12 protein-coding genes are annotated in these 17,404 nt (G+C 38.0%); 11 read left to right on the top strand and 1 reads right to left on the bottom strand.

Annotated elements, in window-relative coordinates:
- Positions 1-36: 36 nt before the first annotated feature.
- The 10 genes from AB5542_RS13020 to AB5542_RS12975 all read left to right on the top strand — a co-directional run bounded on the left by AB5542_RS13020 (position 37) and on the right by AB5542_RS12975 (position 15,853).
- The gene (locus AB5542_RS13020; protein WP_118302439.1) at positions 37-3,363 is read left to right on the top strand and encodes a SusC/RagA family TonB-linked outer membrane protein; all 3,327 of its coding nucleotides are present in this window, start codon (positions 37-39) and stop codon (positions 3,361-3,363) included.
- A gap of 11 nt (positions 3,364-3,374) precedes the next feature.
- A complete protein-coding gene (locus tag AB5542_RS13015; protein ID WP_279038517.1) occupies positions 3,375-4,859 on the top strand; it encodes a RagB/SusD family nutrient uptake outer membrane protein in 1,485 nt (494 codons plus the stop codon).
- 12 nt (positions 4,860-4,871) lie between these two features.
- A complete protein-coding gene (locus AB5542_RS13010) occupies positions 4,872-5,690 on the top strand; it encodes a DUF4843 domain-containing protein (RefSeq protein WP_118302435.1) in 819 nt (272 codons plus the stop codon).
- 12 nt (positions 5,691-5,702) lie between these two features.
- A complete protein-coding gene (locus tag AB5542_RS13005) occupies positions 5,703-7,283 on the top strand; it encodes a PKD-like family lipoprotein (RefSeq protein WP_368243114.1) in 1,581 nt (526 codons plus the stop codon).
- A gap of 61 nt (positions 7,284-7,344) precedes the next feature.
- On the top strand, positions 7,345-8,433 hold the full coding sequence (locus AB5542_RS13000; RefSeq protein WP_279038518.1) for a TlpA disulfide reductase family protein: 1,089 nt from the start codon (positions 7,345-7,347) through the stop codon (positions 8,431-8,433).
- A gap of 62 nt (positions 8,434-8,495) precedes the next feature.
- Entirely contained in the window at positions 8,496-8,837 is a 342-nt protein-coding gene (locus tag AB5542_RS12995) for a hypothetical protein (protein WP_279038519.1), read from the top strand.
- A 48-nt stretch (positions 8,838-8,885) separates the two neighbouring features.
- Complete coding sequence (locus AB5542_RS12990) at positions 8,886-9,320, top strand: hypothetical protein (RefSeq protein WP_279038520.1); 435 nt, start codon at positions 8,886-8,888, stop codon at positions 9,318-9,320.
- A 238-nt stretch (positions 9,321-9,558) separates the two neighbouring features.
- Positions 9,559-9,921: a hypothetical protein gene (locus tag AB5542_RS12985; protein ID WP_288215181.1), complete on the top strand. Its 363-nt coding sequence runs from the start codon at positions 9,559-9,561 to the stop codon at positions 9,919-9,921.
- A gap of 126 nt (positions 9,922-10,047) precedes the next feature.
- Positions 10,048-13,416: an ABC transporter permease/M1 family aminopeptidase gene (locus AB5542_RS12980; protein WP_279038522.1), complete on the top strand. Its 3,369-nt coding sequence runs from the start codon at positions 10,048-10,050 to the stop codon at positions 13,414-13,416.
- A 112-nt stretch (positions 13,417-13,528) separates the two neighbouring features.
- Entirely contained in the window at positions 13,529-15,853 is a 2,325-nt protein-coding gene (locus tag AB5542_RS12975) for a TonB-dependent receptor domain-containing protein (protein WP_279038523.1), read from the top strand.
- A gap of 26 nt (positions 15,854-15,879) precedes the next feature.
- On the opposite strand, the gene AB5542_RS12970 is transcribed toward AB5542_RS12975, so the two are convergent.
- On the bottom strand, positions 15,880-16,428 hold the full coding sequence (locus tag AB5542_RS12970; protein WP_118302420.1) for an RNA polymerase sigma-70 factor: 549 nt from the start codon (positions 16,426-16,428) through the stop codon (positions 15,880-15,882).
- 388 nt (positions 16,429-16,816) lie between these two features.
- Between AB5542_RS12970 and AB5542_RS12965 the strand changes: the two genes are divergently transcribed.
- Positions 16,817-17,275 (top strand): SPOR domain-containing protein, encoded by a 459-nt coding sequence (locus tag AB5542_RS12965; protein ID WP_051466006.1) that lies wholly within the window; start codon positions 16,817-16,819, stop codon positions 17,273-17,275.
- Positions 17,276-17,404: the final 129 nt, after the last annotated feature.

The raw sequence follows: 17,404 nt of genomic DNA, 5'->3' as shown, positions 1-17,404 counted from the left end.
GGGCGTGAGGAATTGTTGAATTCAAAAAACAAAGTTATGAAGAAAATTTCTAATGTCGTCGGGAAGAGGCGGTTTTTATTCCTCCTTTTCTTAATTTTCACAACCCAAATTAGTCTGAATGCGTATTCGCAGGAAAGAAAGATTACGTTTTCATTGAAAAATGCGTCTTTAAAAGAGATTATCAGTGAGATCCGTAAGAATTCTGATTATGATTTCGTTTATCGTGACGTGAATCTGGAATCATTTGCCCGGCAAGATGTTGCTTTTAAAGATGCAACGATTGAACAAATTTTAACGGATTGTCTTAAAGGGACTGATCTCGGTTACGAGATAAATGGTAAGACGATCATTATTCGTAAAAAGGCTGTAAGCCAAGAAGAAAAAAAATCGAAAACAATTACAGGTAAGGTTTCGGATGAGCAAGGAAATGTGTTGCCGGGAGTTACGATTATCATTAAAGGTACGACCTTGGGAACGGCAACTGGTGCTGACGGGGAGTATAAATTGGAAATACCCGGTGATAGTGAGCAAGTCTTGATCTTCTCTTTCGTCGGGATGAAGACTCAAGAAATTGCCGTCGGTTCGAAGACGCAACTAGACGTGAAGTTAGTCGAGGATTCGGAAACATTGGACGACGTGGTTGTAACCGGTATTTTCACGAAATCCAAGGAAAGTTACACGGGGGCTGTTACGGCCGTTTCTGCCAAAGAGTTGAAGATGTACAAAGGCCAAAATCTGTTAGCCACGTTGCGTAACATCGACCCTTCAATCAATGTAGTGATGGACAATGCTTTGGGAAGTAACCCGAACGTGATACCAGAGATTAATATCCGGGGTAATTCCTCTTTACCTATGAGCGTGGATGAATTAAATCAACAAGCATCCAAACAACTGAATGCTCCGTTAGTAATCATGGATGGATTCGAGATTACTTTGCAGAAATTAATGGATTTTAATGACGAGGAGATTGAAAGTATCAACATACTGAAAGATGCTTCTGCCACGGCAATTTATGGTTCTCGGGGTGCAAATGGTGTTATTGTTGTTACCACGAAGGCTCCTCAAGCCGGTAAATTGAAAATTTACGTGCAAGGAGGAATGAATATTGAAATGCCAGACCTTTCTTCATACGATTTATTGAATGCCCGTGATAAGTTGGAATTGGAGCGGATTGTCGGACTCTATGATGATGAAGATGATGTCGTTAACGATCGGGCGTTAAAGGAGAAATATGGTCAATTATATTCGGAGGTGTTGAAAGGTGTGAACACGCATTGGTTGAGCCAACCGGTACAGACCGGTATTGGTCAGAAATATAATTTGCGTCTAGAGGGTGGAAATGAGTCTTTTCGTTGGGGAACAAATATTTCTTATAATTCTGTTATAGGAGCGATGAAGGGATCCGAGAGAAATACTTTCAGTGGTACGGTAACTTTGTCATATTCCGTGAAGAATGTGCTCTTTAAGAATCAGACTAGTATTGATATAAATAAAGGAAAAGAAAGTAAATATGGAACATTCTCTGATTATGCCAAAATGAATCCGTATTACCGGATAAAAGATGAGAATGGAGAATATATCAAGGTGTACACGATAAAAGGGACAAAACAGTATAACCCGCTTTATAATGCCCAGTTGGGGGTAATCGACGAGGATAAATATACCTTGATCACGAATAATTTTTCTATTGAATGGAGCATTAATCATGATTTGCGTTTACGAGCTCAATTAGGCTTACAAAAGAAAAATAGTACTTCTGATAATTATTTACCTGCCGATCACACGACTTTTGCGACTGCTACAGATAGTGATAGTTATTTTCGCAAAGGAAAGTATACTTACGGAACGGGTGAGGATATTAATATCGATGCAAACGTGACGTTGAGTTATTCAAAGATATTTCATGAAAAACACCAGCTATATGCCGGATTCGATTACTCTATAGCCCAGAAGAAAAATCACTTCTACACGTTTATCGTGGAAGGATTTCCTGATGGTAAATTGGATTTCATTGGTAATGCTTTGCAGTATGAGAAAAATGGGGTACCGAAAGGTACGGAAGAATTGTCTCGTCGGGTTGGTTTTACCGGGAATGTCAATTACATTTATAACAATCGTTATTTCATGGATTTATCATTCCGTGTGGATGGTTCATCGTTGTTCGGGACAAAAAATAAATTTGCCCCGTTCTGGAGTGCCGGTATCGGGTGGAACGTGCATAACGAGAAGTTCATGCAGAATCAGAATATCGTGAATAATCTTCGGATTAGAGGATCGTATGGAGAAACCGGATCTCAACAGTTTTCTTCCTACCAGGCGTTGTCAACCTTCCAGAGTTACACGGGAAAACGTTACATTATTTGGAACGGGTCTGAGTTGATGGGATTAGGAAATGAAAAGTTGAAATGGCAGGTTACCAAGCAATTAAATGGTGGTGTTGAAGTTGGACTTTTCGACGGACGCTTGTCGGCATCTTTCGATATTTATAGTAAAAAGACTTCTAATTTGTTGTCTCAAATGGATTTGCCTTTGGCGAACGGATTCAGTTCTTACGTGGATAACGTGGGAGAGGTGAAAAATACGGGCTACGAGGCCATGATTAGTGGATATTTAATGCGTGATACGCACCGGAATATCATCTGGTCTATGACAGCAAAATTAGCTTACACGAAGAATGAAATTACCAAGCTCTCAGAAGCGATCAAACGGCAGAATGAGCTTTATAAGTCAAAAAATGTAGAGATCAATCAGTTATTGTATGAAGGGTATGCACAGAATTCAATTTGGGCTGTTCCTTCCATGGGAATTGATCCGAGTACCGGATATGAAATTTTCTTGGATAAGAATGGGAATATCACGGATAAATGGAATCCATCCGACAAGCGTTATTTTGGAGTTGATGAGCCCAAATACAGGGGTAATATCAGTACTTACTTTGCTTGGAAGGATCTTTCTGTTAATCTGTCATTTGCTTATCAATGGGGAGGACAACAATATAACGAGACATTACTTAACAAGGTGGAAGTGACTAATGGTGAAATTGATAAGAATAATGTTGATAGTCGGGTGTTGAAAAAGAGATGGCAGTATATTGGAGACGTGAAACCTTACAAGGGATACGGTTCCGTGGAGACAAAAGCGACTTCCCGTTTCGTGATGGATGATAACGTGTTCCAATTCCAAAGTGCCAGTGTGGAGTATCGGTTACATTCAGATTTCCTGCGTGACAAGTGGAAAGTTGAGACAATCAGTATCGGGGCTAATATGTCGGATATATTCTATATTTCTTCTATCAAGCGTGAAAGAGGAACTTCTTATCCGTTTGCCCGCAGACTGGCTTTAACCCTTTCATTAATGTTTTAAACAATGGTATTATGAAAAGAATTTTACTATATATCACGTTATTCGCAACTTTATCGCTAGCCTCTTGTAATGATTGGCTGGATGTAAAGCCGGAGACTCAAACCGATGAAAAAGATATGTTCGAGTCGGTTTCTGGGTTTAAAAATGCCTTGACTGCCTGCTATATTAAATTGAATTCCAAAAATTTATATGGGCTAAGTTTGACGATTACGGATATTGAATTTATGGCCCAACATTGGAGTTATCAGGAGAGTAATTATCGGGGGGCAGAGGATCTCAAGGCTTTCAAATATGAAAACGATTATCCGAAGACATTAATATCCGCAATTTACGGGGAGATGTATAATACAATTGCCCAAGCCAATATTATACTACAGAATATGCCCGAGCATAAGGAGGTGATCACGAACGAGGATATGCGGGCAATTGTAGAGGCAGAGGCATTAACGATTCGGGCATTTTGTCACATGGAAATATTACGTTTGTTTGGGCAAATGCCGCAAAACACTGATAAACAGGTATCTTTGGCGTATGCTAAAACCGTGTCCACGGTGATGATTCCGCATTATTCATATAATGATTTCACGAATTTGATTCTTGCTGATTTAGATGCGGCTGAAGCTTTGTTTAAAGATCATGATCCGTTATTTACTTATTCTTTCCAAGAATTAGATAATTTCTTCGATACAAAAAATTATAATGTAGAGCTGGCGGACGAGTTTATGGGATTTAGACGTTTCCGTTTCAATTATTATGCTGTGAAAGCGATTCGGGCAAGGTTGTATATGTATATGGGGAAGAAAACAGAAGCATATACTGCAGCAAAAGAAATTATTGATGCCGTCGATAAGAATGGTAAGAAAGTTTTGGAATTGGCGGGAGCGGGAGATATTAGTAGTAGTAATTTTGCTTTGCCTTCAGAGTGTATTTTGGCTTTAAGTAATTACGAGATTGAAAGTAATACAGAGAAATTATTTAAATCAGATCAAGCTGAAAAAATATACCTTACAGAAAAACAGTTTAATAATGATTTGTTTGCCGGACAATCTACGGCCGTGAATAACCGAGTGCAAGTGTGGGATCGTACACCTGATAATCAAGGAGCTATAAAACCTTTGCTAAAAAAGTACAATCAACCGTCCTCAACCACGAACACGGATATGGAAGTGTTGGCCACGCAGAAACAGGTGGTTCCATTGATTCGTTTGTCCGAGATGTACTTGATTGCTATCGAATCTGCTCCCACGCTGAATGAGGCTAATGCTCTTTATATTCCTTATATGAAAGCGAGAAACGTGGATGCGTCTCCTTTACAACAAGAACAGTTGATGACCGAGATAATCCGGGAATATCGTAGAGAATTCTTTGGAGAAGGACAAATGTTCTATACTTACAAACGTTTGGGAATAAAAAATATGTTATGGAAGACGGATCGGGAGGTTGGCGAACAGGATTATATTGTGCCATTACCAAGTACAGAACTGAACGCAAATTAAAAGTAGAAAGCTATGAAAAAGATAAATAAATATATACTATGGTTATTACCGGTTTTCGGATTATTCGCATGTGAAGATGAGATGGGGGTGTATAATTCACCGGAGAATCGTTTGAATTTTATATATGAGCCATTCACGATGGCCGATACCGTGATTCCTCGTACATTTGTTTACGATGTTGAAACCCGGGTATTCGATACCGTTTGGTTGGAAGTTGAAACGATGGGGTATGTCGAAGATCATGAACGTTCGTTTGCACTGGAACAAGTGAAGAAAGGAGAGGGAGAACAAGCCGTGGTAGGAAAGCATTATATTGCTTTTGATGATCCGCTTGTTGCCGATTATTATAAGATTCCAGCGGGAAAAAATACCGTACGTTTTCCGATAATATTAAAACGTGATCCTTCATTAAAACAACAGGAGGTGACATTATGTGTTCAGATCGGTCACAATGAAAACTTTATTCCCGGCTACGAAAAATATCAGAAGAAGATCATTCGGGTGGCAGATATATTGATGCAACCGAAATACTGGGATTTTTATGCATCGTATTATTTCGCTGGAAAATATGGTAAAGTGAAACATCAGTTTATGATTGATGCCACGGCAGATTTAGGAATCAAGATGAACGATGACTTTTTCTATTCGTTAGTTGGCAATCCGAATAGTGTTGACATGGGAATGACGGATTATTGGTTCTATTTCTTCACTCGGAAATTGGCTGCTGAAAATGAGGCGAGAGCTGCCAGAGGTGAAGAACCTCTTCGAGAGGCACCGGAGCCCGGTGAAACGGAAGGAGCGTTAGTTAGATTTACCCGGTATGAAAGATAATAATGACAAGTTATGAAAAAGAAAATATACAATATATTATCAGTCTGTTTATTTGCGTTACTTGTTTCGGCATGTTATGACGACGAGGGAAACTATGACTATCATGAAATCAGTACGATTAATACTGAAGGATTGGAAAAGAGTTACACGAAAACGTCCTACCAGGATGTTCTTCATCTGGAACCAACCGTTACGGCAACGGGTGGGGAGAGTGATTTTGAATATTTATGGACGTTGAACCTGACGAAAGGGTCGGGTACGACTTCCAATAAAATAGAAATAATACTGGACACGATTGGAACTGATCGAGTGTTGGATTTTCCGGTAAATATTAAACAAGGGTTTTATGATTTGACATTTCGGGTAACGAATAAGAGCAATAAGCTGGAAACGTATCAGGTGATGTCTTTGAGCGTGGTGACTAAATTTTCAGAAGGTTTCTACCTGTTGAAAGATATGGGAAATTCAACAGACGTGGATTTGCACGCTTCTGATAACAGTTTAGTGGATAATATTTTCTTGAAAATGGATGGGGAACATATGCCTGATGCGCCGGTTAGCTTAGGCTTAGATCCCGGATATTGTTTTGTTGATGAAACCACGGCAGAATACGTGATTACGAAGGCTTTAACTGTTTGCACGGAGAAGGATGTCCGGATTTCTAATATCGAGGATATGAGTACGATTTACACTCATAGTAATATGTTCCTTGGTGGTGAGGCTCCCGAAGAAAAGCCGTATTATGTGTGGCGAAATGCATACGGGGTCGGATATATTTCAGATAAAGGAGCATACTTTTCCACACAGGCATCCCTTTGGGATTTGTTAGGAACGGGAAAGTTCGGATTCCCCGCTATGGTAAATGATGACGAAGAAACAAAGCCTAATCGAAACGGTGTGTTCGCAAGTACTTGTTTTTATTATTTAGACGAATTGAAAGGACGCTTTTTGTTTTTGGACTATAATGGTAGTTTGCATACTTATAGTGATTTAGACGAGAATAATGAAGAAAAGCCAAATAAGCCTAACGGTATAACTCACCATCTGAAATTCTTTGGAAAGAATTACATGGATAAAAAGAGTACAGGGTATGCTTTGTTTGAAGATGAGAATACTGCAGGAAAACATTATATTTACCAGTTAGTGTTGGGAATGGCTCCTTCTAATCCGATTGAAAAGGTAACAGAAGTTGCAACTTCGTCTAAATTGAACGGGGCGAATCTGTTTGCCGTGAATGAGTTGACAGCTAAAGTGATGTATTTTGTAAACGATAATCAATTGTATATGTATGATCTGGTACAGAATACGGAAGAGTTACTTCGACCGACGGATATGGCTACGGGAGAAGAGATTACTTATATTAGTAATCGTTACTGGTCGGGTTCTGATAATGCTGATAAAAACTTTGATTATTTGGTATTTGCTACTCATAAGGATGGAAAGTATAAAGTGTATTTATACGAGATTCTAGGAGGTAAGCCTTATGGAAAGCCGGTGCGCGTGCTGGAAGGAGAGGGGAAAGTGGTGAAGATGCATTATGTCGATCCGTCTATGTCTATGGTTAGTTATAGTTATTTTCCTAGTTCTTTTTAATGAATCGTTTTTCAAAGGAGATGCTTGAAGCGTCTCCTTTGAAATATATACCTCTTACAACATGAAAATTATAGATTGTATTGTATTGGGTGTGGCGTGCCTAGCATGTACACCTTCGGATTATTATACCCTTCAGGGTACCCTGCCCGAAAATAGTAAAGCCACTGAAGTTTATTTACTCACGGGGGAAGGGAAAGGTGCTGATACTCTTGCAAAAAGTACGGTACGTGGGGATCGTACTTTTACATTAAAAGGTAAGGCGGGGAATCGTTTGCTTTATTTAAATATGGGAAACTATGGTGGAAGAGTTTATTTTTATTCAGAACCCGGAGAGTACCAGTTGAAAAAGATAGGTAATAATTATTTAGTCGAGACCGGGCAGGAAGGAATGCAATCCCGGTTAAACGCTCATCTCGAAAAGATCGAGAAGAACTCGACGGAAAGGTTCGATTTGCAAAAACGAATGGCAGAAACAAGGGATGAAGGGGATTTAGAGTCATTGGGACGAGAAAATGAACGATTATGGAAACAAGGGAACGATCTGCTATTGGATATGGTGACTGATTTCAGTGGTACTTTTGTGGCGGCCATGTTGGTACAGGATAATATGTGGATAATCAGTTATGATTTTAAATTATTCACACGAGCTGTAAAAGCAATGGGGGATGGACCTGATTCGGAAATAAGAAAGGAGATCATGGAAAAATATGAGGCGGCAAAACAAAAACAATTAACGGGTAAAGCCCCGGATTTTACTTTGCCGGATCTAAAGGGGGAAAACGTAAAATTGTCGGATTACAAGGGGAAATATTTATTGATTGACTTTTGGGCTTCTTGGTGTAAACCATGTCGCATGAAGATTAAAGAGTTGAAAAAAGAATATGGTCGTCTGCAAGAATTAGGGATTGAAGTGATTGCTATTTCCTGTGACAAGAAAAAGGAGGATTGGTTAAAAGCCGTGGAAGAGGATCAACCTATATGGAAACAATTACGTGTTGATCAGGAGATAAACGGAAGTGATACAGCCGATGATTATAAGGTAGAATTTTTGCCTACTCTATACTTGATTTCTCCGGATGGGATGGTTTTGGATACCAATCCGGGAATGGAGGAAATTGAGCGTGTTGTAAAAAATAATAGTGAAGCTTGATGCTATTATGAATATTGAATAGATATTTATAGAAATTGAATAACAAACATAAAATAGTTAATATGAAATATTTTGTTGTAATGATGTTTTTATTTATGACATCTGGAGTATTTGTTGCAAAAGATAATAATGTTTGTATCAAGATATTAGACGTAGATGGGATTCGTCTTAAAGGTGTTGAAGTGAAGATATACGAAGCAGGAAAAGGATGGCAGATTAGTTCAACTGATGAAAATGGAGATGCTTATTTTACTGTATCTCCAATAAATCATTGTGATGTATTTGTTCAAAATCCAACTCATTTTTTGGATCCCAAACCTAAAACAAGTTTTATTTTAGACCGCAATACTAAAATGCTTTATTTGACGATCACATTACCTGGTAAATGGCCAGGACAAGGATGATATGAGGGTGAATGTTGAATGAATATAAATTCTATAAAAAATGATCCAATGAAATTAATATTTTTACTTCTCTGTATGTTTTGCTGTTCCTTGATAATGGCTCAGAAATCGGTAAAACGTGACATTATGATCCGGGTTATGGATGAAGAAAATAATCCAATAGAACAGCCACATGTAGCTGTATATGATAGTTTGCATAACTTTTTATTTGAAGGAGAGGCTGAAACGACAGGACACGGTTCGATTCAAAAAATTTGGGTAGAGGATTATGGGAGATATTTTTTAATTTTTTCTAAAGACGGGTACGAGACCATATCGACGGAAGTTGAATTTAGAAATCGAATTATGAACTCATCTCCCGATGTTGTAATGAAAAGAGATTTAAATACAGCTCTTTCTCCCCGTGTTTGGTGGTATGTCTGCGTGGGAATTCTTGTCTTATTGGGTGGGGCATGGTTGATTCGGAAAAAGCGTTCTAAATAAAGATTGTTTTTTAGGAATATATTAATCAGTCACTAGGAGGCAAAGATTCTGAGAAAAAATTAGTTCTCTCCGGATGGGATGGTTTGACTTACGAATCCGAGAATGGAAAAAATTGAGAATGTTGTAAAAAATGATAAATCTAGCAATGAAATTCGTGTGTTTGTTAGGATTCCTATTAGGATTCTGTCCGCTGACGAGAGCTCTGCCACAGAATGCTGAACCAATAATAAAGATCGGTGTGTTTGATTTAGAAGGAAATCCTATTGATAAACCTAAGGTAATTGTATATGATAGCCTTCATCAGTTTGTAAAAGAAGAAGTTGTTAATAAAACTGATTTTAAAGGGCAGATTAAGAAAATAGAAATACAAAACTTTGGAACGTATTATCTCCAATTTAGTAAAGAAGGGTATGAACCAATCGAGGAAGTTCGTGTCACTTGGAAAAATGATATGGTGAATAGATCTCCAATTGTAAAGATGAAACTTTTAAATGCTAGTAAAAGTCTTTCGTGGATGTGGTGGGGGATAGGTGCAGTTATGCTACTTATGGCATTACAAGGGTATAAAATTTTTAGAAAGAAATGTTGTAAAAACACATGAATATAATTATGAAATTAATGTGCTTGTTAAGCTTTTTAGGAGAAGCTTGCGTGTAAGTAAGGGCCCAACAACATTTAGTAACAGGTAATAGGCTTAAATATTTTAATAACTTAAAACGCGAGAATTATGAATATCAATCAAATACTATTAATCAGTCACTATGAGGCAAAGCTACTAAGGAGAAATTGGTTATTCATTTTTCTCGTGTTTTTATTGATAGGTGGGAGTCTGGCGGCTCAATGGTTTATACAAGTGGACTTTCCTATTCATTTTCTGAATGCACTATCTTGTTCGATTCCTTTCGTGAGTGCTTTTCTTTTCAATTTTATTCAGGGAATTTTTATCCTCTTTATAGCGGGTGATTTTATCCGGAGAGATCGTTCTTTAGACTCTTTTGAATCGCTAAGCACACGTTCTCATGGGAATGGCGATTACGCAATGGGGAAATTACTGGCTGTTGTGGGGAGTTTCGTGGTGTTGAACGTGCTGGTCATTGTGATTACATGGGGGTTCCATCAATTTTCAATGCAATCATCTCCTGTTTTTTTCCCGTATGTATTTTATTTCATGACATTAACTCTCCCTTCTTTATTGTTTTTGGTCGGGATAACTTTGTGGATAACCGTCACGATAAAAATATGGCCTGTGGCGTTATTGTGCTTGATAGGATATATCTTTTTTAATGTTTTTGTTTTGACGGATTATTTATATGGCAGTTTGGACTATCTGGCGATTTCGATACCTAATGTGTTCTCGGATGCCACGGGAAAACACGTGGGACTTTTCCCGTATGTGACTCAACGAATCGCATTTGCCATGTTAGGTATTGCCTTCATGTTGCTATCTGTAGTTAGATTGAAACGTTTACCGAATAATCCCGGAAATAGACGATGGATACAATGGATGGGGGTTATTGTGCTGATTACAGGAATCTGGGTAGGAGGAACTTATTATTTCCATTTTGAAAAAGACCGACAGAAAAGACAGGAGTTTGTGAAATTGTACATGGAGTATGCAACACGGAAACGTGTGGAAATTATCCGTCAACATATCGAGTATAGCCAACATCGAACTCGGATGATCGTGAATGACACGCTGACTATTCGTAATCCCTACCGGGAAAAAATAGATGGATTTTTCCTTTTCCTGAATCCCGGATTATATGTTGATGGCATAACGACTGGAGAGACTAGCGTGAATTTCGATCGAAAAGATTTTGCCATATCATTACACCATTCTTTGGAGCCGGGAGAGGCGAAAGAGTTCGTGATTCGTTATGCCGGAGAAATTGACGAGAGTGTTTGTTATTTAGATATTCCGGATCAGGATTATTACGCGACACAATGGAGTATTAATATTTTGAGATACGGGAAACATACAGCTTTGGTTGATGATGAATACACGTTGTTAACTCCCGAATGTTTATGGTATCCGACTGTGGAGTTTCAGACATCTCCCGTGGCATTACAATTTGCCGACAGGTATTTTACGGATTACGTGTTAACCGTTATCCATGATTCAAGTTATACCGTTATATCTCAAGGAGAGGCTTCACAAACGGGGGATGGAACTCGTTTTGATCATGCTCACGCATTGCCGGGATTAACATTGTGCATGGGCAGGTATAATAAACGAGAGATTACGATTGACGATACTTGTTTTGAATTGTATTATTTTGATGAAAAAGGAGCCTTGTTCTCTTCGCTTGAGGCGACTAGAGAAGGGCTTGTGCAAGGAATTGGTGAGGCTAAAGCATATTTTGAAAAACTAACCGGAGAAGTTTATCCTTTTCATAAATTGACTTTCATTGAAACCCCGGTTAGTTTTTGTGCTTATCGTGGCGAAAATAGGAAAAGGAGTGAACGGATTCAACCGGAATTAATCTTTAAACCGGAAAATTGTTGCGATCAATCAGATTATCTTCCCTTAAAGGAGTATGCGGATAAAAGAGAAAAAGCCGTTACCGGAAGTTCTAGAACAGAGATCGAAAGTGAGGCGATTCGTAATTTTTGTACGGCGAATGTAGGGGAAGAAATTAGCGTGTTGAGAAAAATGGCGTTGCCGGATTTTATTGCCGGGCAGCAAATTACACCGGAAATAATAAAGAATCCGGCTTCAATTCTTCCCATGTTTACTGATTTTAGCGATTACATTTATTCTGAAAATTTTCCGGGCATTAATCGAATTATGACAGGAATGCGAGCAAATAATCAAGTTGATATACAATGGGAATTATACAAGGTCGGAGAAACCGGTGAACATAAAGCGATACGGACTCTTTCTTCGCAAAGTTTACGAGATGTATTGAAAGGAACGGGAAAGTCTTGTGATTTAGATGCCATTTACAAGCTAAAAGCCGCTTATTTGAGAAAACAGATTAACATAAAAGTGAATCAGGATAGTTTTGCTGTTTTCATGAACAAATTCCGATCTAGGAATTCTTTTTCTCGCATTACTTTCGAATGCCTGGCGGAAGAATTTGAACGTGAATTTAATTTCGATCTTGTTGAGGCAACACGCGAATTGTATGACCAACATGGACTTGCCGCGCTTCGTGTACAAGATATTGAACAATACACGGGGAAGGGAAACGAAGGGCCGATGCTTGCTTTCAGTGTATGGAATTCTTCAGACGTGAACGGAATTATTTCCGCGTACACGGATAAAGGCGATGGTTCAAGAGATTTGTTGAATGTAGGGGATTTTATGATCCGGGCCGGTGAATGTTCCCGGATTTGTTTCCCGTTACCTCATAGTGTAGGAGGTGTGATCTTGCAAACTAATTTGGCGCAGAATATCCCGGGTAATTATATTTACAATTTCATGGAATTTCCCCAGGAAGTGCTTGTTCATGCGGGACGGAAAAAGTTGGAACCCTTTTGCTTTTTACCGCCTTCAGGAGAGATTGTCGTGGACAATGAGGATCAAGGATTTCATGTTTTCGCTTCGGAGACGAAAGAATCCTTGTTAGGGAAATTATTGCAGAATAAGATGATCGTGGAAGATAGTGGGGTCGATTTTCTGACCGACAATGCCCCGGGATGGGTTAGTTCCGTTTATATAGATGCTTACGGTTTTCCAGTACGGAGTTTTTTAGGTAAAAAGACGAAAAACAGCCAGGCCCGTGCGGAATGGAAAACGGAAATTCCGGAACAAGGAGAGTATGGGGTGTCTATATACAAGTTAGACCTGGATTTCAGGTACCAAAGGCAAGCTGATTCAGTGGCCTATTATTACACGTTGGAGCAAGGAGATTATCGTGCGGATATTGTGATGTCGTTTCTCCGAAATGGACTGCAAAACATTTATCTGTCAGACAATCTCGGACGAAAGGAAGAATATTCTTACCAGCAACAAATGCCTCAATGTGGTTGGATCCAAGTAGGTGTTCTCCCGCTAGTCAAGGGTAAAGTAAAACTAATTTTACATGATAAAGGGGCTTTCCCGGAACAATTGGTTTTTGCGGATGCGGTGAAGTGGGTGAAGAAGTCATGAATGTAGTAATAATCGAGAAGGCGAAAACACTAATATAGAGACGATAATAAATTCAGAATTTAAGTTCTTGCGTGAAGAAATCTAATTTGAATAAAAAGTTATAGGAAATCTAATGAAAAAAGGAATATTATTTTTGATATTATTTTTCTTGGTCGTTTGTAAAGGAACTGGACAAATCTTACAAGGTTATGTCAAAACCTTGGAGGAGAAACCTGTTTCTCAAGCTCATGTTATTTTACTAAATTCAGATTTAAAGGTTGTTGCCCATGCTGTAAGTGGTGATGATGGTTTCTTTTTAATCCAAGCCGTGGAAAAGGGGATGTATAAATTGAACATATCCTGTGTAGGATTCGAGATTTTACAACAAAATATTTTGATAGAGGGAAATCGAGGAGATTTAGGTGTGTTTAGAATAAAAGAAGGGATTACCTTGGATGAAGTAACAGTGATAAAGCACAAGAAATCTTTAACAACGAAAGTAGATCGGATCATATATGATGTGGAGCAAGATTCAATGGCCAAAAATTCTGTGGCGATGCAGATACTAGAGAAACTTCCGTTTGTTAATATTGACTTGAAAACGAAACAATTACAAGTGATGGGAGAGACGAATTTCGTGATTACGATTAACGGGAAAAAGAATCTTTTTCTTTCGGAGGCAAATCAATACGTGGCTCGACTGTTACAAGGAGATAAGATGAAACAAGTCGAATTAATCACCTCGCCACAAGGACAATACAGTGATAAGACTGCCGTGATTAATATCGTGACAAAGGGGAGTTTGCCGGATGGTATTGTCGGGAATATTATGATTGATTTCGGTAAAGACTTCATTAAACCGAATTTAGGGGTAACTTCAAAAATTGGGAAATTGGTGTATAACGTGAATTATCAACCGGGATACACCTATTATTCGGAGTTAACAGATAAGACAAAGGTAATAAATTATAGGGATGACACGATACACAGAACGGAATCAGAATTGATAACTTGGTCGAAAGATGATTCGCATGAGTTACAATTAAACGCAAGTTACGATTTTTCAGACAATGATTTACTCACCTTTACCGGGCAATACACCTACTATCGGGAAAGGGAGTTTCAGGAAGGAAAAACTACGATATGGAATAAAAAAGATAACAAGGTACAAATTTATTCCTTTGAAAATAGAAATATCAACAGAGAGGAGCGGTGGAATGGAAAAATTAATTATCAGAAGTCGTTCCGGAATAAAGAAGGGAGGCTTTTTACTGCCACGTATGGCGTGGAAAATAATCAAGGGAAAAAACAGTATGGACAGGAGTTAACAGGGATGTTGGGGATAGAGGATTCTAGGGGAATATTTAAGAATAGCTTGCGTTTAACGGAACACACAACAGGAGTGGATTTTACGAATCCAATAAATGAGAAACATTCATATTTCCTGACGGCTAAACTTGTTGCCAGACAGTATCGCAGTGATGAGGAATTGAATTATGATCAATATGTTCCGGCATTTCGGGCAAGTTATTCTTTTTCTACAGTCAAAATGAGTTTAAGGGCAGAAGTGAGTTTTGAGAAAACAATAAATGATATGCAATTCAGTAAGAAGAGCAAAAAGGTACGAAAGAATTTCTTTAATGTAACTCCCAGTGCTTCTGCTATATTTTTATTAAGTCGGAAATCTACGTTTTCAATATTATATTCAGTGCCTTCTTTCCGACCAGATATTTATTATTTGAATCCTTTTGTAGATCGTTCTGATCCTTCACATTGGAAAGTTGGTAATCCTGATTTAGAACCGGAAATATCCCAGTTGCTCTCGATGAGTTATCGCTTTTATACAGAAAAGACGAGTTTAGCTTTTTCAGCAAAGTATAAACATTCGGGTAATGCCATATATCCTTATGACTACACGAATGAAACAGGAGCGCTTGTCACTACTTACAGGAATATGAATCGTTCGGAAATGCTTTCTTTTAATATGAACTTTGAATACAAAGTCCCCGATAAACTTCAAATATGGTGTACGGGAGAGGCAAAATATACGTATTATTCTATCACTAGAAGTAATTTTCCTCTTTGGAATTTTAAAGCAGCTGCGGGAGTTTATGTTACATTATTCAAAAAGGCAACTCTTGGAATTATTGGAAATATTCGTCCTATGTCAACGTCTGTACAACATACAAAATTTGAATATCTCACAACAGCTACTTTGAGAGGAGAATATGCTTTTACTTCAAAGTTATCTTTCCTAGTTGATATGGACAAGTTTTTATGGAAACATATCAATGTGGAAAACGTGAAAGAAACAGACTCGTTTTACTACGACAAAGATGAACAATGGCGAGGTCGGTGGGTGTCGTTTACCCTGGTCTATAATTTTGGACGCCTATGTGATCGTGTAAAGAAAAGTGGTCGGGGAGTAAAAAATGAAGATAGAGTGAAAGAAATATAGTTTCCTTGATAATATGAAATTTTAAGTTAGATGCATAAAAATATGGAAAGCACGTGTTTCAATCTTTCCCGCATATAGTGATTAGCATTGTTCTTGTGCTTTTTCACTGTATTTATCGATATGTCCAGTAACTGGGAAATTTCTTCATGAGATTTCCCATGAAGACTGAGTTGGTACACTTCTCGGCAAGAAGGGGAGAGTTCGTTAAAGACGGTTTGGATCATCTGGAAAACTTCTGATTCGACGATGTTTTCCAGAAAGAATTCTTGATCTTCTTCTTCGAGAACAATTTTCTCGGCATATCGATTCGCAATGTTTCTGCGACGGATGGTATCGACAGAGAAACTACGTACGATTTTGTATAAATAAGCTTTTATCGTGCTTTCTGTTTTAAATTCGTTCCTTTTTTCCCACAAATTGAGAAAGGCATCTTGTACTACATCTTCAATGGTCGCATCATCATCTACATATTTAGCTGAGAAATAGCGCAATGTTGATGCGTATTTGTCATATAAATAGCGGAAAGCTTTATCGCTGTCTTGTCCCCAGAAATTTGTTGTTATTTGACTTTCCATGTAAATGCCGTATCTTTAAACCAACGATTAATAATAGTAAAAAGTACTGATTTCGTTATGATAAGACCAAATACTAACTAGAGCCTCTTTCACACTGAGAATAAAAAAATTAATAAAAACATAATTTCATGTGAAAATAACCATTAATAACCTATATTTGTATGATTATTAATCGTTCGTTTTTTGATAGGAGGATTATGTTTGTTTTGGTATATTGTTATAACAATTAATAATAGCCTAGAAGGGTAAGGTGTGTTAGATTTATCTGTGTTTTCCTCTTTTTACGTTCATGTAAGAAAAAATCTTTTTTATTCCAATCCAATTCTCATGTATTATCACTAAATTTGTCTTTTTAATATAAGATTGATAACATTAAAAATTGGGAAAAATGAGAATTATTGTATCTGTAATTTTATTGGCATTTATCACTGTCAGTTGCGGTACTAACAAACGTGTTTACGCACCACCTTTTGAGGAAGAGGAGACAGAAACTGTTGTAGTGAAAGAAAACGTGCAAACCACGGCACAAAATCCCACAAAGAAAACTGAAAATACAAAACCTGTTGTTTCTCGGGAAGAGAATGTAACTATGACTCACGGGGACGTGTTGAAACGTTATAACGTGATTGTCGGCAGTTTTTCAAACGTGGATAATGCTTTGAAATTACAGGCGAAATTGAACGGGATGGGTTATCACAGCATTATCATGAAGAATAGTGCAGGGATGAGTCGGGTAAGTATTGCTGGATTTGACGAAGAGGCATCCGCTCGTGAAGAATTATTAAAAGTTCGTGAACAATATCCGGAATTTGCTGATGCATGGTTGTTGATTTCCAAGCAAAACTAAAATACGAGATAAAGATGATATAAAAGGTCGGCTAAATGCCGACCTTTAAGTAAGTAATGTGGCCAAAAATAGTTGGTAACATTTTTCCAATTAAAGCTTATCTTTGAATAGTAAAGTCGAAGAGGAAAC

The sequence above is a fragment of the Butyricimonas sp. RTP31003st1_G1_RTP31003_210430 genome (assembly GCF_040920905.1).
Classification (GTDB): Bacteria; Bacteroidota; Bacteroidia; order Bacteroidales; family Marinifilaceae; genus Butyricimonas; species Butyricimonas paravirosa.
This window is presented reverse-complemented; position numbering and strand designations above follow the sequence as displayed.

What these genes read in the sequence shown, in the direction of transcription:
- AB5542_RS13020 (WP_118302439.1), top strand. Translation starts at nt 37, where the DNA reads ATGAAGAAAATTTCTAATGTCGTCGGGAAGAGGCGGTTTTTATTCCTC.
- AB5542_RS13015 (WP_279038517.1), top strand. Translation starts at nt 3,375, where the DNA reads ATGAAAAGAATTTTACTATATATCACGTTATTCGCAACTTTATCGCTA.
- AB5542_RS13010 (WP_118302435.1), top strand. Translation starts at nt 4,872, where the DNA reads ATGAAAAAGATAAATAAATATATACTATGGTTATTACCGGTTTTCGGA.
- AB5542_RS13005 (WP_368243114.1), top strand. Translation starts at nt 5,703, where the DNA reads ATGAAAAAGAAAATATACAATATATTATCAGTCTGTTTATTTGCGTTA.
- AB5542_RS13000 (WP_279038518.1), top strand. Translation starts at nt 7,345, where the DNA reads ATGAAAATTATAGATTGTATTGTATTGGGTGTGGCGTGCCTAGCATGT.
- AB5542_RS12995 (WP_279038519.1), top strand. Translation starts at nt 8,496, where the DNA reads ATGAAATATTTTGTTGTAATGATGTTTTTATTTATGACATCTGGAGTA.
- AB5542_RS12990 (WP_279038520.1), top strand. Translation starts at nt 8,886, where the DNA reads ATGAAATTAATATTTTTACTTCTCTGTATGTTTTGCTGTTCCTTGATA.
- AB5542_RS12980 (WP_279038522.1), top strand. Translation starts at nt 10,048, where the DNA reads ATGAATATCAATCAAATACTATTAATCAGTCACTATGAGGCAAAGCTA.
- AB5542_RS12975 (WP_279038523.1), top strand. Translation starts at nt 13,529, where the DNA reads ATGAAAAAAGGAATATTATTTTTGATATTATTTTTCTTGGTCGTTTGT.
- AB5542_RS12970 (WP_118302420.1), bottom strand. Translation starts at nt 16,428, where the DNA reads ATGGAAAGTCAAATAACAACAAATTTCTGGGGACAAGACAGCGATAAA.
- AB5542_RS12965 (WP_051466006.1), top strand. Translation starts at nt 16,817, where the DNA reads ATGAGAATTATTGTATCTGTAATTTTATTGGCATTTATCACTGTCAGT.